Origin of the sequence: Paraburkholderia sp. SIMBA_027 (genome assembly GCF_046535315.1) — a bacterium.
GTDB classification, from domain to species: domain Bacteria; phylum Pseudomonadota; class Gammaproteobacteria; order Burkholderiales; family Burkholderiaceae; genus Paraburkholderia; species Paraburkholderia tropica.
On the sequence record NZ_JAWRWY010000022.1, the window covers coordinates 71,960 to 90,160 of the forward strand.

Consider the following 18,201-nt stretch of genomic DNA (forward strand, 5'->3'; position numbering starts at 1 on the left):
CGAAGATGCGGATAAAACCGGCGGCGTCAGCGTTCGAGCGTTTCCGAAGGCGCTTCGTGAAACTGCTTGCGATAGCCGTTGACGAGCGTCGAGCGGTTCTGCACGCCCCATTTGTTCGCGGCCACCAGCACGCCGCGATCGGCGGCATACGCGCGCTCGGTCAGCTCGGCGCGAATGCGCTCCATACGTTGACGGCGGATCAGTTCGCTCGGCGAAAGGCCGAGAAAATTCTTGAAGGCGCTTTGCAGCGCGCGTTCGGTCACGCCAATTTCCGCGGCGATCTCGCGCACCGAAAGGTCGGGCCGGTCCAGGTTGTCGAGCACATACGAATACGCGCGCCGATAACGCGCGGGCAAGCGCGCACCCACATCGTCGAGTTGCGGACCGGGCTTCGACATGCGGCTCGCGAGCGGCATTTGCAGACTCGCATCCTCGCGCAGACACTGCATCGCCACCAGCGCGTAACGGCTGTACAAGGTCAGCGACTCCTGCGCGCGACCCTGCGCCTGACGCGTTTTGGCCGCGCAATACAGGTATTCGATGTGACGATGGCCAATCGCGCCCGCACGCACGAGCGGATGCAGCGGCTCCAGCATCGCGTGCGCGTAATGCGGCTGCGCGCCCGCGAGCGCAGCCAGTGCAATCTCCAGCCGCAAGGTGCGCTGATAATCACCGACGCCCTGCTCGCGCGCCCAGTTCAAATGATGCTGCAGGCCGCCAATCGCATTGCGGTCGGCCAGCGCGGCCAGTTGCAAATGACGCAGATACTCGATGCGCGCGCGCAAAAGCGGCACCCGCACGGCACGCAAGACATCTTCCTGCGTGCGCGCCGTCACGCCCGCCGCACCCGACTGCCAATAAACGTGATCGCTCAATTCACTCGCGCAGCGCAGGGCCGTCTGCACTTCCAGATCGAAGCGCACGGTGGTGGCGAGATCGTGCCAATGACCGTGCGGACCGTCGATATCTTCATCAAGACGATGGACGAACTCGTCGAGCGCCTGCAAGGCCTCGCCGGTTCGCCCCAACTCATGCAGCGCGCAGACGATGCCGAAGCGCGCCTCCGCCGCGCGCGCCGGCTCGATGCCGGGTTCGTCGACCACGCGCGCGAAACACGAAAGCGCGGTGCCGATCCGATGCCGGAACAGCGCCTGCCACGCCGCATTGCGGCACGACGAGGCGCGTATATCACGCTTCGAACTCCGAATCAGTTTTAGCGAGCGCCGATAGGCTTCCTCGGCTTCCACTTCCACACCCAACAGCAGTTGCAGATCCGCGTGCAACTGAAGGCCATGCAACGCCTGTTCGCCCATGCCGGCCGCATTCGTTTCGTCGATCCAGCGGCTTGTCAGATGCGAAGCGGCCAGCAGCTTGCCCTCGCGCAGCGCGAAGCCGAAGCGTTCGGCCTGATTTCCCGACACGACCGGCTCCGGCGTGGCGAGTGAAGAAACCAGCGGGAAATACAGCATCGAAAACATAATCGACTCCTTGGTTGCACGGCACGCTGGCTGACACGGCGTGCATGAACTCAATGTACCGGAGCGATTTAGTCAGAACTTCAATTAATCTGATTTTCAGGTTCTATTTGAGAACTGTTGAGATTCGAAGCGGGATTTGTTGAGGATGCGCCCGAAGCGGGCGCGGCCTTTCCATTCACCGTTTTCCCGCTTTCCGCGTCGCCATTTGTCATCGTGCGCAAATCCTCGGCGAATCCGCGCAAGGTAATCTGCTCTTTCACCTGATCGACGAAAATACCCGCAAAAAGCGCAAGCATCAGCACGGTGACGGCGCCCTTCACGGGCTGGCTCAACGTCATGAGATCGAGCTTCGACGCCGATTTCGCCGCAAAGCCAAAGGCAAAATCGATCAGCAGCAAAATGAACATCATCGGCGCGGCGAGCTTCGCGATCGTCTGCATCAGCGTATCGGTCTGGTGCAGCACGAACGATTCGAGAATATTGCCTGCAACCGGCGTCGACGACGTCAACGGCCACCAGTGATACGACTCATACAGCGTGCCGAGCAAAAACGTCATGCCGCCCAGCGCCCAGAACGACACCGATGCAATCTGCGCGAGCAGCGTGGCCGTGGGCGTCGATTGCTCCTGGCGCATCGGATTCGTAATCTGCACGTTGTTATAACCGGTCAGGTCGTCGATATAGGTGCCCGCGCCTTCGGCCACCCAGAACACGATCGACGCCGCGTAGCCGAGCACCACGCCGATCATCGCCTCGCGCAAGCCGATTTCGAACAGCTTCACGCCATGCAGTTCCTGAACGAACGAGACAGGCTGCCCATACGCCACCCACGAACTGAACAGCACGACCACGGCGTTGCGCACGACGCCCTGCATCACGCCGTCCGCGGTGGGCGGAAACATGAACATGATGATGAAAAGCCGCAGCGAACACACGCCCAGCAACGTGATATAGCCGACGATCAGCGTGCCGAGTTGCGGCAGCGCGGAAACAATATCGTTCATGCCGCCACGCCCCGCTCGCGAAAGCGCCGCGCGAGTGCGGCTTCCTCGGCCTCTTCGTCGGCGGCGTCGCTGGCCGCTTCGTCCTGCTTGCGGCGAATCTGCGTGATGCGCTCTCCACACAGGTCGATGCGGCCCAGGTTCTGCTCGATCTCGCGGCGCGTTTGCGTCATCGCGTCTTCGCTCTCACGCACCCGTTCTTGCGCTTGCGCGAGCGCGGCGTCGAGCACGCGCAGCTTGTCGGCGACCACGTCGATATAGCGGCGGCACGCGGTCAGCGCGTCGGGCGCGAACGCTTGCGCGCCCGTCATCATCGATTCGATGCGGTGTTCGTAGAAGCGCAACACCTCGGCTTCGCGCGCGACTTCCTGCGCCTTCGCCTCGCGCGCGCGTTCGCGTTCGGCCAGCGCGTTGCGATGCGCGGCGAGCGTTGCGCGCAAGGTGTCGTCCAGACGGCGGCGGCGTGCGAGCGAACGCTCCAGCGCCATCACGCGGCGGCCCGCGCCGCTTCTCGTGCTGCTACTCGTGCCGCTTCTCGTGCCGGCGCTTGTCTTTGCGTTCATGCTTGCACTCATCCGCCCGCCTCCGCGAGCGCATAGAGCTGCGCTTCGGTGTCGCCCGGCGGCGCGTATTCGTCGGTGCGCTGCGAGAGAAACGCCTTGATCGCAGGCGCTTTCGCGATGGCTTCGTCGGCGAGCGCATTGCCGCCCGGTTGATATTCGCCGATCTGCAACAGCATCTCCACCTCGCGATGCTGCGCCATCAATTCGCGGATGCGCGCCGCTGCGCCCACGAACGAACCGGGCACCACTTGCGGCATCACGCGCGACAGACTCGCGAGCACGTCGATGGCGGGATACTGATTCTTCGCCGCAATCTCGCGCGAGAGAATCATGTGGCCGTCGAGAATGCCGCGCACTTCTTCGGCAATCGGATCGCTGCCGCTTTCGTCTTCGGCGAGCACGGTGTAGAGCGCGGTGATCGAGCCCGTCGCGCCCATGCCCGCGCGTTCGAGCAGACGCGGCAGCTCCGCGAAGATCGACGGCGGAAAGCCGCGCCGCGCAGGCGGTTCGCCCGCCGCGAGTCCGATCTCGCGTCCGGCACGCGCGAAACGCGTGAGCGAGTCCATCATCAGCAGCACGCGCTGGCCGCGGTCGCGAAAGTATTCGGCGATCGCGGTCGCCACATAGGCCGCTTTGGCGCGCTCCATCGACGAACGGTCCGAGGTCGCGCACACGACCACCGAACGCGCCATGCCTTCGGGGCCGAGAATCAGCTCGACGAATTCGCGCACTTCGCGCCCGCGCTCGCCGATCAGCGCGATCACATTCACGTCGCACGACGCGCCGCGCGCGAACATGCCGAGCAGCGTGCTCTTGCCGACGCCGGCGGGCGCGAAGATGCCCATGCGCTGACCTTCGGCGAGCGTCATCATCGCGTCGACCACGCGCACGCCGGTGGACAGCGGCGCGTCGATCATGCGGCGGCTCATGGGGTCGGGCGGCGACGCGAAGATCGGCCGCATTTCATCGGATTCGATGGGCGGACCGCCGTCCACGGGATCGCCGAGACTGTCGATCACGCGCCCGAGCATCATGTCGCCGACCTTCACGGCGAGCGGCCGCGCGAGCCCGATCACGCGCGTCGAGCGCGAGATGTGTTCGAGTCGCGCGAATGGCGAGAGCAGCGCCACGTCGCGCGTGAAGCCGATCACTTCCGCGTGCTGCAGCAGCTCGCCATTGGGCGCGCGCAACTCGCACAGTTCGCCGAGCGAGAGGTCGAGGCCGCCGACCTTGATGAGCGTGCCAATCACTTCAAGCACCTTGCCCGTGCGCGCCACGGCGGGCGCGGCGAGAATCTCGCGCTCGATGTCGTCGGTCAGGCGTTCGAGGTCCACGCTGTGTGCCGTCCACGACGCGCTCATACGGCCTCCGTCGCGGACGCTTCGCCTGCGCTTGCGTTATCGAACGCGTCAGGTGCATCTTGCGCCTCGGCCGACGTATGCGCCGAGCGCTTGAGCGCGCGCGACACCGCGCTGCGCATCGCGCGCAACTGCATGTCGAGGCTTGCGTCGACGGTGCCGAAGTCGGTTTCGCAGACGCAACTGCCGGGGTCGAGCTGCTTGTCCGCAATCACCGACATCGGGATCGCCTGGCCCAGATCGCGCCAGCGCGCAGCGAGCCGGTCGAAGGCCGCTTTCGCGCCGTCGAAATCGCCGGGACAGACGGCCACGCGCAGATACGTCGCGCCGTCGACGATACGATCGACGGTCGCGAGCGCGCGCTCGAACAACGCTTCGTGCGACTCCACGCGCACGATCTGCTCGACCGCCGTGGCGACGATATTCGCGAGGCGTTCGCGCATGCTCGACTGCAACCGGTTCTGCGCGTCGGCGGCTTGTGCGAGGCGCTCCATCCAGTCCGCGAGCGCGCGCTCGCAGCCGTCGCGATAGCCCTGCTCGCTCGCCTCGGCATAGTCGCGCTGCGCGTTCGCGACGATGTCGGCCGCTTCGTCCCGCGCGTGGTCGATCAGCGTTTGCGCCAGCGCGCGCGCCTCGTCGAGCAACGCGGCGCGTTCCTCGACGAGCGCGGCGCGCGCGGCGTCGAGCGAGAGCAGTTCGCCGAAGGTGTCGCGGCGCACGATGTCCGACGCCGCGCCGAGGCGCAGCGCAAGGTCGTTCGTCGTGCCGCCTGCGAGCGACGCGCCGGGTTCGAACACCGCGTCGCGCGCGCGCTTCAGCCAGATAGCCATGAGTACTCCGGTAACAGATCGGGAAGCCGCGCGAACAGACGCGCGCTGCCGGGCGCGTCGATGTCGGCGGGCGTCTGCGCGAGCCACGGCACCGGCGGCAACGCGCGCGGCAGCGCGAGACGCAGCAGCGTGAACGGCACGCAACGCGTCGGCGACACGGATGACGCGAAATCGCGCAACAGCAGCGCGCAGCCTTCGATCGCGAGCCTCGCCGCATCCAGCGCCGCGAGCGGCGGCATGCCCGCGCGCGCGATCAGTCGCGCGGTGTCGGGCGGCTCGCCCGCATGCGCGTCCTGCGTCAGACGATCGACGCTCACGCCCACCCAATCGGAAAGCTGCTGACGCGTGCGCTTGTCGATCAACCGGCGCACTTCCGCGCGGCGAAACAGCAGCGCGCGCATACGCAGCACCTGCACGCCGCGCTCGGCGGGCAGCGCGTCGAGCCAAGCCGCATTGGCGTGCGCACCGGCTTGGGCCGCGCCTTGCGTCAGGTCGGCAAAGTCCGGCGGCACCACGCCCGCGGCACGCACCAGCGCGCGCGAACACGCCACGCGCGCCGCGATGCTGGCCGCCTGCATCGCCACGCGCACGTGTTCGAGTTGGTCCGCGTCGAGCTTGAGCAGCGCGGCGGTCCACGACGGATCGGCCCAGTCGACGGCCGTATCGACGTTGCGCTGCCAGGCGTTCAGCACCGTCGCCGCGCGCCGGAACGGCAGCGTCTGCGCCGCTGCGCCAGGCCGCTCGCGCGCGAGATCACGCACCGCGCGCCTGGCCCGGCTTGCGCACGCGGGCGAGCAGATTCCGCACGATGGCGCCCGGTTGCGTCGAGCTTGCACCACCGGTTTCGGCGGCCGCATCGCCATGAGCTTCGCCGCGCGCCTGCACGCCGGTGAGCATGCGCCGCGCGAGCATCAGCAACAGGCCGGCGACGACGATCGCCACGCCCGCGAGCGCTCCCGGCAGCCAGCCCGGCATGCCCGAAGGCGACGCGGATTCGATCTGCACCGGATCGGCGGGGACCGCCGTCACGCTCACCTGGTCATACGTGAGCCCTTCGACGCTGTGCATCACGAGCGTCTTGATCTGCGGCACGAGCGCGCTGACATCGGAGTCGCGCCGATACTTGATGAACACCGCCGCCGACGACGGCTTGATCGTCTGTGCGAGCGGATCGTTGTTCGGCAGCACGATCTGCACGCGCGCGTCGATCACGCCGTCGATCTTCGAGAGCGTGGAGGACAGTTCCTGCGACATGCCGTAGATGAAGCGCACGCGCTCCTCGGTCGGCGTGGACACGAGACCGTCCTTCTTGAAGAGATCGCCGAGATCGTCATAGCGCTTGTGCGGCAGGCCGCGCGCGCGCAGCACTTCCATCGCGCGCGCGAGCTGGCCGTCGTCGACGTCGAGCGACCAGGTCTTGCCGCCGTCGTTGCTGTCCTTGTGCGCATCGACGCCGCGTTCGAGCAGCGCCACGAGCATCTCGTTGACGTCCTGCTCGGACAGATTGCCGTACAGCTCCTTCTTGCAGCCCGCGAGCAGCGCGCACAGCGCGAACGCGCTCGCGAGCGCCGCTCGCCGGAGGCGCCGCGCATGGAGATTCGAGGTCACAGGGACTCCGTGAGGAGGGCCGCAAACGGCGGCGGATTGCGGCATGAAACGGGGTTTAACGCGGCGATCGGCGAGTAGCCAGCGCCTCGCGATCACTGATTCTTCATCAGCGTTTCGATGGCCGATTTCGACGAATCGACCACACCCATCTTCGCTTCGAGATCGAGCTGCGTGCTGGCGAGTTCGAGCGTCATGCGGATCGTGCCCGCGCTCATCTCGTTCATCGACAGCGTGGGCGCTTGCTGGGCGAGTTGCAGCGCGTCGTTGACGGTCTGCTGCAGTTCGGCGTCCTGCGCGGCGACGAGCTTCGACGCCACCGCCGTGCCGTCGCTTTCCGGCGCGGCTGGCGCGCTCATGGGCGACTGCTGCATCATCGACTGGAACTTGTCGGCGAGCGCCTGCGGGGTGCCGCCCGCGCCGCCCGTTGACGACGCGCCGTCCGCCATCTGTTCGAGCGAGGCCTGCATGGCCTGACTAGCCTGACTGGTCGGATCTATGCTCATCTGCTGCTCCGTGGAACTGGGCTGCCGCGCACGCGGACGAATCAGGCGCGCAGGAAAGACGTTTCGAACGCGGGCGCTTGTGCGGATGGTTGCGACGCAGATTGCGATGTCGATTGCGACGCCGCTGCGTGCGCAGGCTCCGCATCGATTTCATCGCTGAACGTCGCGAGTTCGTCCACGGACGCGGGCGTGACGAACTGGCCGCCCGAACGCTTCGTGCGAATCGCGTTGATGAGGTCGTCGCGCGCCTCCAGCGCACGCACCAGATGCTGCGTATCGCGCGAGGGATTCAGCGCCATCGCCTGCGCGGCTTCCTGCTTCCAGTCGGGATCGCCCTTCGCGGAGAGGCAGAACGCCAGCAGCGCGCGCGCATAACCGAAGCGCGGCGCGTTCTCGCCGACCTGACGCAGCACGTGAATCGCATCGTCCCAGTGACCGCGCACCATGTGCAGAATGCCTTCGAGCGTGTCGATTTCAGTGACGCGCGGACGCAGCACGCGCAGCGCGTCGAGCACGAGTTCGATGTCGTAGGGATCGGCCTGGACTTTCGGGAAGTCGCCGAGCAGCGCGGTCGAAACGGTTTCGATCAGGCCGCCGACCACGTCGGGGCTGCAGTTCAGATATTCCGGCGTGCTCGCGGACATGGCGTGTTGCTCCTGGTTGGGCGGGCGTGCCGTGAGGCGCGGCCCGGGTCGGGAAACATGGGCGCCGTGCGGCCGGCGCTCGATGTGGGCACATTAGCAACGGGTTGCGGGCAGGCCCGCGCGGCAGGCGAAGATGGGACCGGGGATGCGAAGCGGCTGAATGGAGGGGCGTGGCTGCTGCGATCAGCGGATCGACTTCGAGCGACATACCGCCATTCATCGTCGACGAAAACGGCGCCCCCGATTCGCACCACGCGCAACGCCTTCGCACCGCGTGCCGCGTCTGGCGAGCGCCAAGGCTATCGTCACCCCACCCGCGCCCTGGCGCCGAATCACGATCCTGCCGCCGTATGAGCGAAGAAAAGACCGAACAACCCACCGCGAAAAAACTCAAGGACGCGCGCAAGGAAGGCCAGGTCTCGCGCAGCAGCGACCTCACCGACGCCATTTCGATGGCGGCCGTCGTCGTGCTGCTCGCGGCCAGCGCGAGCCAGCTCAGCGACATCTTCCGCGCGGTGATGACGCTCGCGCTCGACTTCGTGCACGGCGATCACTCGATCGTGAACATGCAGACCCAGCTCTACACGATCGGCGGCCTCGCGCTCAAGGCGAGCGTGCCGATTGCGTGCGCGGCGGCACTGGCGGCGGTCGCGGCGGGCATCGGCCAGGTCGGCCTGCAGATCGCGACCAAGCCGGTCACGCCGAACCTCAACGCCGTCAGCCCGGGCTCGGGTCTCAAGCGCATCTTCTCGATCCGCACCGTGATCGAGTCCGTAAAAATGGTGGTGAAAGCGGCCATCATCTTCGCCGTGATGTGGATGACGATCAAGTGGCTCTTTCCGCTCATCGTCGGTTCGCTGTATCAACCGCTGCCGGGCCTCACGCGCATGTTCTGGGACATGCTGCTCAAGTTGCTGATGGTCGCGTCCGCCGTGTTCGTGCTGATCGGCGCCGCCGACGTCAAGCTTCAGCAATTCATGTTTCTCAAGAAGATGAAGATGTCGAAGGACGAGGTCAAACGCGAGCACAAGAACCAGGAAGGCGATCCGCGCATCAAGGGCGAGCGCCGCCGTCTCGCGCGCGAGATTCTGAACTCGCCGCCGCCCACCGCGAAGGTCGGGCTCGCGAACATGATGGTCGTGAATCCCACGCACTACGCCGTGGCCGTTCGCTACGCGCCCGCCGAACATCCGCTGCCGCGCGTGATCGCCAAGGGCATGGACGACCAGGCCATGTTGCTGCGCCGCGCCGCGCATGAAAGCGGCGTGCCGATCGTCGGCAATCCGCCCGTCGCGCGCGCGCTCTACAAGATCGGCGTGGACGAGCCCATTCCCGAGGAACTGTTCGAAACCGTCGCCGCCATCCTGCGCTGGGTGGACGCCATCGGCGCGCGCAAGGACGCGCCCGCGCCCGCGTCCGATCGCGACGCCACGCCACTGCACTGATCCGCTGCACTGATCCCGAGTCAAAACGCCGCCCGGAGCCCGCCGCCATCATGTTCAAATCGCTCAGACTGCCCGCCGGTGGCGAAGTCGGCATCGTCGCGCTGATCGTCGCGATCATCTCGCTGATGATCCTGCCGCTGCCGCCCGCCGTGATCGACGTGCTGCTCGGCGTGAACATCACAATCAGCGTGACGCTGCTGATGGTGACGATCTATATTCCCGATGCGGTGTCGCTCTCCGCGTTTCCCTCGCTGCTGCTGTTCACCACGCTCTATCGTCTCTCGCTGAATATCGCGTCGACGAAATCGATTCTGCTGCACGCGGAAGCCGGTCATATCATCGAGAGCTTCGGCGAACTGGTGGTGGGCGGCAATCTGGTGGTCGGGCTCGTGGTGTTCGTCATCATCACGACGGTGCAGTTCATCGTGATCGCGAAGGGCTCGGAGCGCGTGGCGGAAGTGGGCGCGCGCTTCACGCTCGACGCGCTGCCCGGCAAGCAGATGAGCATCGACGCCGATCTGCGCGCGAACCTGCTGACCGCCGAAGAAGCGAAGCGCAAGCGCGCGACGCTCGCTGTCGAAAGCCAGTTGCACGGCGGCATGGACGGCGCGATGAAGTTCGTCAAGGGCGACGCCATCGCCGGGCTCATCATCACGATGATCAACATCGTCGCGGGCATTGCGGTGGGCGTCGCGTATCACGGCATGAGCGCGGGCGAAGCGGCGAACCGCTTTTCGGTGCTCTCGGTCGGCGACGCAATGGTCTCGCAGATTCCTTCGCTGCTGCTCTCGGTCGCGGCCGGCGTGATGATCACGCGCGTGGCCGACGAGCGCCAGACGAAGCAAAGCTCGCTCGGCGACGAGATCGGGCGGCAGCTCGGTTCGAGTTCGCGCGCGCTCTATTTCGCCGCCGTGCTGCTGCTCGGCTTCGCCGCCGTGCCCGGTTTTCCCGCTGCGCTCTTCGTGCTGCTCGCGGGCACGCTCGCCTTCACGGCGTGGCGGCTTTCGCGCAAGGAGCCGCAAAAACAGGAGCACGAGCGCGAGGCGCTGCATGCGATGCAGCGTTCGGGTTCGAAGGTGGACGTGCCCGCCATCCTGTCGCGGCCGCCGCAATTCACCTGCCCGCTGGGCGTGCGTATCGCGCCCGATCTCGTCGCGCGGCTCGCCATGCCCGCGCTCGACAAATCGTTCGAAGCGGAACGCGCGCGCTTGCAGGAAGAACTGGGCTTGCCGTTTCCGGGCATCACGATGTGGTCGTATGCGGCGCTGCCCGCCTCCACCTGCGAGATCCTCGTGCACGACGTGCCGCAACTCACGCTGCAACTGCCCGCCGGACGCGTGATGCTGCCCGCGCTCGCCCAGCCCGCCGCCGACGCCTCACCCGAAGACGCCAACGCCTGGGCCGCGCTCATCGAACGCTGCGAACCCGGCCCGCCGATCGACGCGAGCGGCACGCCCACGCACTGGCTCGAAGAGCGCGCCGTGCCCGCGAAGACGCCGGTATGGCGCGCGGAGCAAGTCATCGCACACGCGTCGGTTGCGCTGCTGCGCCGCCACGCGCCGCTTTTTCTGGGCATTCAGGAAGTGCAGTGGATGCTCGACCAGCTTGCCGCCGATTATCCCGGCCTCGTTTCCGAGGCGCAAAAAGCGCTGCCGCCGCAACGCATGGCCGACGTGTTGCGCCGTCTGCTCGAGGAACAGATCTCGATCCGCAATGTCCGCTCGATCATGGAAAGCCTCATCACCTGGGGGCCCAAAGAGAAGGACATGCTGATGCTGACCGAGTACGTGCGCGGCGATCTCTCGCGCTTCATCGCGCATCGCGCCACGCGCGGCGCGCGCACGCTCTGCGCGGTGCTGTTCGACATGCCGGTCGAGCAGCACATCCGCCAGGCGATCAAGCAAACGCCCACCGGCAATTTCCTCGCGCTGCCGCCCGACGAAGCCACGCTGCTGATCGACCGCATTCAGTCGTTCGTCGGCACCGCGCCGCGCGACGGCGTGGCGCTCGTCACGTCGATGGATATTCGCCGCTACGTGCGCCGCATGATCGAGGCGCGGCTCGGCTGGCTCGCCGTATACTCGTATCAGGAACTCGGCGAGCACGTCGAATTGCAGCCGCTCGGCCGCGTGTCGATCTGAGGCGCGCGACGTGACGTATATCGGCTCGCGCCATCTGCGCATCATTCCGGGCTCGGCGGATTCCAGCGACGCTCCGCACGACGCGAGCGCCGACGACTTCGACTACGCCGCGCTGCTCAAAGGCCGCCGCGCGTGGCGGCGTCCCGCGCGCGATGCACGCACGCGCGAAGCGGCATCGCAAGACGACAGCGCCGACGCAACGCGAGCAGCGCACGACGATGACGAGGACAATAACGCCCCCGCCGCGCCCACGCCCTTCGCCCACACCGACGACTCCGCGCCCCACGGCGACACGCCCGATCGCGACGCCGACGCCGGCCTGACGAAGCAACGCAGCGCGCTCGGCTCGCACATCGCGCACGCGGCGGCGCCCGCCGTCTCCGCCGTGCTGGTGCGTCAGCAGCGCATGGTCGCGCTGCTCGCGGCGCTCGCGCGCCACATCGGCGCGTTCTGCGGCGACCCCGCGGTGGCCGAAGCGGGCAACTGGGAAGTCGAGTTGCCGATCGATCCCGCCGTGCTGCCGCACACCACGCTCTACCTCTCGCTTTCGCGTTTCCGGCTGCAGCTTCGTTTCGATACGCAGGCGCCGGAGTCCAGGCAATTACTCTTGGAGCACAGCGGTTTGCTCGAACGCGAACTGGACGCGATATTGCGCGCCTGGGGCGAACCCCGCGATATCGAACTCACATTCTGGTGACCTCACCGACGCATGAACGCGCCCTTCGCGGTACCCGCCACCGTCGATCTGACCGAAACCGGCTCGCCTCCGTCACGCACCCGTGCGCATGCACAGATCGAGGCGGCGCAGGTCGGCCCGCTGCCGTTGCCCGCGCTGAACCGCGCGGCCGCCCGCACCTCGCGCACGATCGGCGACGCGCGTTTCGCGCCGTTCGCGCGCGCGCAGCTCGGCGCGCAAACGATCGATGTGCGTGTGATCGATACCAATCGAACGCAGGCGCACGCGGCGGATTTCGCCGATCCCGCCATCGTCGAGATTGCATTGAGCGCGCGCGACAGCGCTGAATTCAAACCGGCTTCGTTGCGAATCGCACTGGATTTGCAGGCCTATCCTGCGCTCGCGATTGTTGCGTTTGATGCGGTTGTTGCGACCGGCGCGCGCGCCGACACGCCAGGCGCACACGGCGATGCCGCCGAACACGCGCTACGCGACGCCGTGGCCGGCGTACTGCTCGAACCGATGCTCACCCGCATCGGCGAAGTGCTGGCGTGCGATGCCCGCCTCGTATCGGTACGGCGCGCAACGTTGCAGGCGGACGTGCAGATCGCCCTGTCCTTCACGACGCCGATCGACACCGCAACCCCCACGCTACACACGCTGCGCATCGCGGCGTGCTCGCGCGCGCTCGATCTGATCGACGCCCGCCTGCGCGCGCCGGACACCCACCCGACATCCGGCGCACCGATACCCGACTTTCCCGCGCTCGCCTTACCCGGCAGCCTGATCGTCGGCATGAAACCGCTCGACGTGCAGACGCTGCGCTCGCTCGACGTCGGCGACGTGCTGCTGCGCGCGCTGTTTCCCTCGTGGACGGCAGCCACACTCGCCGCACTCGCAGCATCCGACACGCCGCAGCAGCTCGAAAGCCACCTCTACGACGAAGACGATGCGCCCGACGCGCCGCCCGCATCCTCCGCGCGTCCGCGCGCGCTGGCCGCGTGGGGTACGCCGGGGCTCGCGCGCCTGATCGCCGAAATTGCATTCGACGGGCCAGCGCCCGTCATCCTCAAGGAGCCGAACATGTCCGAAGAGCTTGACCCGGCGAACGCCGACGCCGGTCTCGCCGTCGATCAACCCGACAATCCGATCCACATCGGCGAGCTCGAACTGCCGGTGCAATTCGAAATCGACACCGTCGCGCTGCCGCTCGCGCAGCTTTCCACGCTCGGTCCGGGCTATGTGGTCGAGTTGCCCGTGCCGGTCGCCGACGCGCGTCTGCGGCTCGTCGCGCACGGCCAGACCATCGGCTACGGCGAACTCGTCACTGTCGGCGAACACCTGGGAATCCGAATCATCCGCATGGCGCACCGGCATGGTCCAGTTCAGTGATATCACGGGGCTGCTGCTCGTCGTCGTCACGATCAGCCTGCTCCCGTTCGTGGCGATGGTGGTGACGTCCTACGCGAAGATCGTCGTGGTGCTCGGCCTGTTGCGCAACGCACTCGGCGTGCAGCAGGTGCCGCCGAACATGGTGCTCAACGGCATCGCCGTGCTCGTGTCGATCTACGTGATGGCGCCGATCGGCATGGAAGCGGCCAAATCGCTCGAAGGCCAGCAGCTCGCCTCGCAGCCCTCGCAGGCGCTGATCCAGGCGTTCGGCGCCGCGCGCGAACCGTTCCGCGCGTTTCTGATCAAGCACGCGAAGGAGCGCGAAAAGCGCTTCTTCCTGCGCTCGGCGAGCGTCGTGTGGCCCAGGGAAGAAGCGCAATCGCTCAAGGAAAACGACCTGATCGTGCTCGCGCCCGCCTTCACGCTGAGCGAGCTGACCGACGCGTTCAAGATCGGCTTTCTGCTTTACATCGCCTTCATCGTGGTCGATCTCATCATCGCCAACGTGCTGCTTGCGATGGGTCTGAACCAGGTCACGCCGACCAACGTGGCGATCCCGTTCAAGCTGCTGCTGTTCGTGGTGATGGACGGCTGGTCGACGCTCATACACGGCCTCGTGATGACTTATCGCTGATGCCGCGCACGCAGTTTGCCGGAGAGATTATGGATACCGATACGCTGGTTCGTTTCACCACGCAGGGCATGTTGCTGTGCCTGACCGTCTCGCTGCCGCCCGTGATTGTCGCGGCGGTCGTGGGGCTGGGCGTGTCGTTTCTGCAGGCGATCACGTCGATGCAGGATCAGACGCTGTCGCACGCGGTCAAGCTCATCGCGGTGACGGTCACGATCGTCGTGGCGGCGCCGCTCTCGTGCGCGGCCGTGCTGCATTTCGCCAACGAAATCCTGCAGGCCGCCGTGCCGCTCTGATCCGCATGGAGCCACGATGAGCCGCATTTCGCACAATCCCGCGCACGACGCGGCGAGCGCGGGCGCGCAACGCGCCACCGACGCGCAGCAGCGCAGCGCCAACGCCCAGAACGCGCGTAACAGCGCGCAGTTCGCCGCGCTCTATCGCGGCGAAACCACCTTCACGTACGGCAGCGCGCCGCAATCGGGGCCGACGGTGAGTTCGCAGCGCGCGCGGCGCATGGCCGACTCGCTCGCGCGCAAGCGTCGCGCAGAAAAGCGTCAGCAGCGCAATCTGCGGCGCGGCGGCGATGACGAAGGCGCGGGCGAACGCGGCGGCGCGCATGGCGAACGGCTGCGCGTGACGCGTGACGGCGGCCAGCGCGGCGGCGGCGGCGGTCAATCACAGGACGAGCGCGACGGCGATCACGACGCGTTGGCACTGCCTTCGGTCAAGCCGCGTCTCGCCGCGGCCATCCCGCCGCCCTCGGGGCGGCTCGAAGCGATCGCCGCGCGCTTCGGTCCCGGCGAGGAAGGCGCGCGCGCCGCCGCCGTGCGCGACGCGTGGGAAAGCGATCTGCTCGCGCTCCACAAACAGGTCGCGGCCAATCCGCAAACGGACGTCGGCGCGCTCGTGCATCAGCTCAAGATCGACTGGTTGCAGGTCGAGCAGCAGATCGGCTCGATGCCGCGCGGCGGCGGCATCGCGGCGCTGCGCGAGCGCGGTGGCACGCAGGCGGATCGTGCCGGACATTCCGCGGACACGCGGCCGTTGCTGCCCGAACGCGCGCGCCATTTCAATCTGCTCGTCGGCCTGCTGTGGAAAGACACGGACCTGCCTCACACGCGCGCACGCGGGGCGCGCGCGCTCGGTGCGCTGAACGCGCTGCGCAACGGCGTGCTGGGGCGCGCGGCCGCGGCACACGAACCGCAGGAGACGGCGCAAAACGCAAGCACTGACACAAGCGGCAACACCGCGCCGCCCGGCGCGTCGTCGATCTCCGCGTTCACGCGCGGCAGGGCGCGATGAACGTCGCTTCGCATCGCACGCGGCGCCTTCGCGTCGCGTCGGTGAGAAAGCTTGCGGACCGCCTAAATTAGCAACGATCCGGCCCGTCTTGCGCAGCCCGCGCGGACGTGCGGCCATCCCTCGAATCAGACGGTGCAAGCACGATGAAACTCCTGCGCATACTGACGGGCGTGCATGCAGGTGCGCAGCTTCAGCTCGCGCCAGGCACGCACCGCATCGGCGCCGCCGACGACGCCGATATCCAGTTGAGCGACTGGCGCGGCACGAGCGCGCTGCTGCATGTCGATGCAACGGGCGTCGTCAGCGCGCAGCGTGAAAGCGGCGCGAGCGTCAGCGAGGAATCCGCACGCGACGACGCCGAAGTGGAAGCCGTTAAAGCGGCAAGCGAAGCGCCGCCGGAAACGGTGCTGCTGGTCGATTTCGTGCCGATGCAGTTCGACGAGATCGTGCTGTGCGTCGGCGCCGCCGACGCCGCGTGGCCCTCGGACCTCGACCTGCTCTCGATGCTGCTCACGCGGCCCGCCGAGGCGAAGTTCGCGGCCGCGCGCCGCAAGCAGCGCCGCTACATGGGCGCGGTCGCCGCCGTCTTCGTGCTGGGGCTCGTGGTGGCCGCCGCCTCGCTCGTCACGACCACGCAGATGAGCCGCGCCGCCGCGCCCGACAACGCCGGCGAGCGTGCGCAGCGCGTCAACGCGGCGCTGGCTTCCGCACAGGTGCGCGGACTCACGGCGCGCGCGCTCGGCAATACGGTGGTCGTGAGCGGCATGGTTGCGACTTCCGCCGACGACGACGCCGTGCGCGCGCTGCTCGATCGCGTCGCGCCAGGCGGTCTGTCGGGCAACTACGACGTGGCGCAGAACGACGCGCGCAGTATCGAGGACTCGCTCGGCATTGCGGGCGCGCATGTGCGTTACGACGGCGACGGCAATTTCGCCGTCACGGGCACGGTGGCCAGCAAGTCGGATCTGAGTGCGGCGCTCGAACGCGTGCGTGCCGACCTCGATTCGAACGTGAAGCATATTGCCGTCGATGTGGCGGAGTCGGGCGGATTCGGTTCGAACGCGTCGAGTACCGCGTCGTACTCCGAAATGATTTCTTCCGACGACGTGCGCTACGCGCAAACGCCGGATGGCGTGAAGCACATTTATGCCGTCGACGTCCCCGATGCGAGCGCGGCGGATGCAGCGGCAACGCCCGCTTCGTCGGCGACCGCAACGGCATCGGAACCAACCAGCACGCAGGCGGCGCGTCCGCAAACTTCGTCGGTCGATGTCGCCACGGCCAGCCGCAGCGCGGAACACGTCGCGCAGCAAGTGACGCCAGGCGCGCCGCAATACGTGGCGTTACCCGATCCGTCGACGTTGCCCGGCGCCGCCACGTCCGCGCAAGCCCACTGAATCACACGTCAACACACTGGCAAACAGGAGAGCGACATGTACCAGCACCTCGAACCCTATGGCAGCGAGTTCAACGATCTGCAAAAGACGCTCGCCGATCCGGCCGCCGCTGCGCGCGTGGACGCGATCCGCGCCGCGCTCGAAGCCACCGCGCAGCAGATCAGCGAGACCCAGGTCGTCAATGAAGTCGACCGCAACAATCTCGCCAAGCTCTATCGCGGCTTTATCGCCGCGTCGCGCGTGATCGCGCGTCTGCAGGAAAAGCAGGCGCTCGCGCGCGGCTGATATCGATACGCGTAATACGTCTATTGCCGGCGCGGCGCTCGCCGCCGCGCCGGTCACCGGGCCAGTTCGCAAGCGGGCGCGTTCGCGTGCGCGCTTGCGAGGCGGCAATATCAGGCAGGGCCACGCCCTTTTTCAAGTTGTTCAATCGCAGTCAACGGAGGTCGATATGTCCGTAGGTTCGGCAGGTTCCATGATGCAAGGTCTCACCCAGGAAATGGACCAGATGACCATGATGTCCGCCCAGATGCAGGTGGAACAGAGCATGTACGCATCCGTTTCGAACGTCGCCAAGAGCGGCGCGAGCAATGTGAAGGACGCATCGCGCGGCGGCTAAACGCCCTGCGTGTGGCGCGCCGCTCTGTCCACGCCTGCGTGGCGGGCGGCGCGCCCTTCGCCACGTCACCCTTCTTTTTCCCGCGAGGACGATGAGCAGCGAACGCTATGCCAGCCTGGTCGCGGACCTGTGCGCGACGGTCGGTCTCGCCGACGTCGATCAGGTGCTGCGCACACGCACGATCGAGGTGGAAGGCTTCGACGTGCGGCTTGATTTTTTCGAGCGCGATCTCGACGCGATGTACGCGAATTTTCACTTCGGCACCGTGACGGCCGGGCGCACGCTCGTGGTGTTCCGGTTGATGCTCGAAGCCAATCTGCTGATTTACGCGCAGGACCAGGCGCAACTCGGCATCGACAGCGACACGGGCGGCATCGTGCTCGTGCTGCGTCTGCCATTTGAAACCGGCCTCGACGGCGAAGCGCTCGCCGACCTGCTCGCGCATTACGCCGATCATGGCCGCTACTGGCGGCAGAATATCGTCGAATCGAGCGATGAGATGTTCGAGGGCATCGCCTCGGGCGAGCTGTTCTGGCTCAGGGCGTAAGTGCGCGTCGTGCGCACTTCATCTGCGCACTTCATCTGCGCACTTCATCTGCGCACTTCATCT

The 18,201-nt window shown here is 66.9% G+C and carries 20 protein-coding genes; 11 read left to right on the top strand and 9 right to left on the bottom strand.

Annotated elements, in window-relative coordinates; all coding sequences use genetic code 11:
* Positions 1 to 26 precede the first annotated feature (26 nt).
* From SB764_RS32735 to SB764_RS32775, 9 genes are all read right to left on the bottom strand, one after another.
* Entirely contained in the window at positions 27 to 1,478 is a 1,452-nt protein-coding gene (locus SB764_RS32735) for a helix-turn-helix domain-containing protein (protein WP_410865960.1), read from the bottom strand.
* Positions 1,479 to 1,558: 80 nt separating this feature from the next.
* On the bottom strand, positions 1,559 to 2,482 hold the full coding sequence (sctT, locus tag SB764_RS32740; protein WP_183714886.1) for a type III secretion system export apparatus subunit SctT: 924 nt from the start codon (positions 2,480 to 2,482) through the stop codon (positions 1,559 to 1,561).
* Complete coding sequence (locus tag SB764_RS32745; protein ID WP_181440978.1) at positions 2,479 to 3,042, bottom strand: type III secretion protein SctO; 564 nt, start codon at positions 3,040 to 3,042, stop codon at positions 2,479 to 2,481. Before SB764_RS32745 ends, sctT begins: the two co-directional genes overlap by 4 nt.
* An 8-nt stretch (positions 3,043 to 3,050) precedes the next feature.
* A complete protein-coding gene (gene sctN, locus SB764_RS32750) occupies positions 3,051 to 4,403 on the bottom strand; it encodes a type III secretion system ATPase SctN (RefSeq protein WP_410865961.1) in 1,353 nt (450 codons plus the stop codon).
* A complete protein-coding gene (gene sctL, locus SB764_RS32755; RefSeq protein ID WP_321891258.1) occupies positions 4,400 to 5,230 on the bottom strand; it encodes a type III secretion system stator protein SctL in 831 nt (276 codons plus the stop codon). Before sctL ends, sctN begins: the two co-directional genes overlap by 4 nt.
* Positions 5,215 to 5,991, bottom strand: a complete 777-nt coding sequence (locus tag SB764_RS32760; RefSeq protein WP_410865962.1) for a type III secretion protein HrpB4 — start codon at positions 5,989 to 5,991, stop codon at positions 5,215 to 5,217. Before SB764_RS32760 ends, sctL begins: the two co-directional genes overlap by 16 nt.
* Entirely contained in the window at positions 5,984 to 6,883 is a 900-nt protein-coding gene (gene sctJ, locus SB764_RS32765) for a type III secretion system inner membrane ring lipoprotein SctJ (protein WP_110327288.1), read from the bottom strand. Before sctJ ends, SB764_RS32760 begins: the two co-directional genes overlap by 8 nt.
* A gap of 47 nt (positions 6,884 to 6,930) precedes the next feature.
* Positions 6,931 to 7,341, bottom strand: a complete 411-nt coding sequence (locus SB764_RS32770) for a type III secretion protein HrpB2 (RefSeq protein WP_074982090.1) — start codon at positions 7,339 to 7,341, stop codon at positions 6,931 to 6,933.
* 41 nt (positions 7,342 to 7,382) lie between these two features.
* Complete coding sequence (locus SB764_RS32775) at positions 7,383 to 7,985, bottom strand: HrpB1 family type III secretion system apparatus protein (protein WP_183039898.1); 603 nt, start codon at positions 7,983 to 7,985, stop codon at positions 7,383 to 7,385.
* A gap of 350 nt (positions 7,986 to 8,335) precedes the next feature.
* On the opposite strand from SB764_RS32775, the gene sctU reads away from it, so the two are divergent.
* From sctU to SB764_RS32830, 11 genes are all read left to right on the top strand, one after another.
* Entirely contained in the window at positions 8,336 to 9,430 is a 1,095-nt protein-coding gene (gene sctU / locus SB764_RS32780; RefSeq protein WP_410865963.1) for a type III secretion system export apparatus subunit SctU, read from the top strand.
* A 50-nt stretch (positions 9,431 to 9,480) separates the two neighbouring features.
* Complete coding sequence (gene sctV, locus SB764_RS32785; protein ID WP_065060783.1) at positions 9,481 to 11,571, top strand: type III secretion system export apparatus subunit SctV; 2,091 nt, start codon at positions 9,481 to 9,483, stop codon at positions 11,569 to 11,571.
* Positions 11,572 to 11,581: 10 nt separating this feature from the next.
* Positions 11,582 to 12,268: a type III secretion system protein SctP gene (sctP, locus tag SB764_RS32790; RefSeq protein ID WP_410865964.1), complete on the top strand. Its 687-nt coding sequence runs from the start codon at positions 11,582 to 11,584 to the stop codon at positions 12,266 to 12,268.
* Positions 12,269 to 12,280: 12 nt separating this feature from the next.
* Positions 12,281 to 13,639 (top strand): type III secretion system cytoplasmic ring protein SctQ, encoded by a 1,359-nt coding sequence (gene sctQ, locus SB764_RS32795; protein ID WP_410865965.1) that lies wholly within the window; start codon positions 12,281 to 12,283, stop codon positions 13,637 to 13,639.
* Positions 13,623 to 14,273, top strand: coding sequence for a type III secretion system export apparatus subunit SctR (sctR, locus tag SB764_RS32800; protein WP_065060785.1), 651 nt, complete (start codon positions 13,623 to 13,625; stop codon positions 14,271 to 14,273). Before sctQ ends, sctR begins: the two co-directional genes overlap by 17 nt.
* Positions 14,274 to 14,302: 29 nt before the next feature.
* Positions 14,303 to 14,566 carry a type III secretion system export apparatus subunit SctS gene (sctS, locus tag SB764_RS32805; protein WP_065061009.1) on the top strand — a complete coding sequence of 88 codons (264 nt, stop codon included), beginning with the start codon at positions 14,303 to 14,305 and terminating at the stop codon, positions 14,564 to 14,566.
* Positions 14,567 to 14,582: 16 nt separating this feature from the next.
* Positions 14,583 to 15,575, top strand: a complete 993-nt coding sequence (locus SB764_RS32810; RefSeq protein ID WP_410865966.1) for a hypothetical protein — start codon at positions 14,583 to 14,585, stop codon at positions 15,573 to 15,575.
* 143 nt (positions 15,576 to 15,718) lie between these two features.
* Positions 15,719 to 16,972 (top strand): secretion protein, encoded by a 1,254-nt coding sequence (locus tag SB764_RS32815; protein ID WP_410865967.1) that lies wholly within the window; start codon positions 15,719 to 15,721, stop codon positions 16,970 to 16,972.
* A gap of 36 nt (positions 16,973 to 17,008) precedes the next feature.
* Entirely contained in the window at positions 17,009 to 17,257 is a 249-nt protein-coding gene (locus SB764_RS32820) for a type III secretion protein (protein ID WP_321891268.1), read from the top strand.
* A gap of 166 nt (positions 17,258 to 17,423) precedes the next feature.
* Positions 17,424 to 17,591 (top strand): hypothetical protein, encoded by a 168-nt coding sequence (locus tag SB764_RS32825; RefSeq protein WP_156773769.1) that lies wholly within the window; start codon positions 17,424 to 17,426, stop codon positions 17,589 to 17,591.
* Positions 17,592 to 17,682: 91 nt separating this feature from the next.
* On the top strand, positions 17,683 to 18,138 hold the full coding sequence (locus SB764_RS32830; RefSeq protein WP_065060789.1) for a CesT family type III secretion system chaperone: 456 nt from the start codon (positions 17,683 to 17,685) through the stop codon (positions 18,136 to 18,138).
* Positions 18,139 to 18,201 lie beyond the last annotated feature (63 nt).

Bases quoted from the DNA above. Each gene is read 5' to 3' on its own strand.
- SB764_RS32735 (WP_410865960.1), bottom strand. From the start codon at position 1,478: ATGTTTTCGATGCTGTATTTCCCGCTGGTTTCTTCACTCGCCACGCCG.
- sctT (WP_183714886.1), bottom strand. From the start codon at position 2,482: ATGAACGATATTGTTTCCGCGCTGCCGCAACTCGGCACGCTGATCGTC.
- SB764_RS32745 (WP_181440978.1), bottom strand. From the start codon at position 3,042: ATGAACGCAAAGACAAGCGCCGGCACGAGAAGCGGCACGAGTAGCAGC.
- sctN (WP_410865961.1), bottom strand. From the start codon at position 4,403: ATGAGCGCGTCGTGGACGGCACACAGCGTGGACCTCGAACGCCTGACC.
- sctL (WP_321891258.1), bottom strand. From the start codon at position 5,230: ATGGCTATCTGGCTGAAGCGCGCGCGCGACGCGGTGTTCGAACCCGGC.
- sctJ (WP_110327288.1), bottom strand. From the start codon at position 6,883: ATGCCGCAATCCGCCGCCGTTTGCGGCCCTCCTCACGGAGTCCCTGTG.
- SB764_RS32770 (WP_074982090.1), bottom strand. From the start codon at position 7,341: ATGAGCATAGATCCGACCAGTCAGGCTAGTCAGGCCATGCAGGCCTCG.
- SB764_RS32775 (WP_183039898.1), bottom strand. From the start codon at position 7,985: ATGTCCGCGAGCACGCCGGAATATCTGAACTGCAGCCCCGACGTGGTC.
- sctU (WP_410865963.1), top strand. From the start codon at position 8,336: ATGAGCGAAGAAAAGACCGAACAACCCACCGCGAAAAAACTCAAGGAC.
- sctV (WP_065060783.1), top strand. From the start codon at position 9,481: ATGTTCAAATCGCTCAGACTGCCCGCCGGTGGCGAAGTCGGCATCGTC.
- sctQ (WP_410865965.1), top strand. From the start codon at position 12,281: ATGAACGCGCCCTTCGCGGTACCCGCCACCGTCGATCTGACCGAAACC.
- sctR (WP_065060785.1), top strand. From the start codon at position 13,623: ATGGTCCAGTTCAGTGATATCACGGGGCTGCTGCTCGTCGTCGTCACG.
- sctS (WP_065061009.1), top strand. From the start codon at position 14,303: ATGGATACCGATACGCTGGTTCGTTTCACCACGCAGGGCATGTTGCTG.
- SB764_RS32810 (WP_410865966.1), top strand. From the start codon at position 14,583: ATGAGCCGCATTTCGCACAATCCCGCGCACGACGCGGCGAGCGCGGGC.
- SB764_RS32815 (WP_410865967.1), top strand. From the start codon at position 15,719: ATGAAACTCCTGCGCATACTGACGGGCGTGCATGCAGGTGCGCAGCTT.
- SB764_RS32820 (WP_321891268.1), top strand. From the start codon at position 17,009: ATGTACCAGCACCTCGAACCCTATGGCAGCGAGTTCAACGATCTGCAA.
- SB764_RS32825 (WP_156773769.1), top strand. From the start codon at position 17,424: ATGTCCGTAGGTTCGGCAGGTTCCATGATGCAAGGTCTCACCCAGGAA.
- SB764_RS32830 (WP_065060789.1), top strand. From the start codon at position 17,683: ATGAGCAGCGAACGCTATGCCAGCCTGGTCGCGGACCTGTGCGCGACG.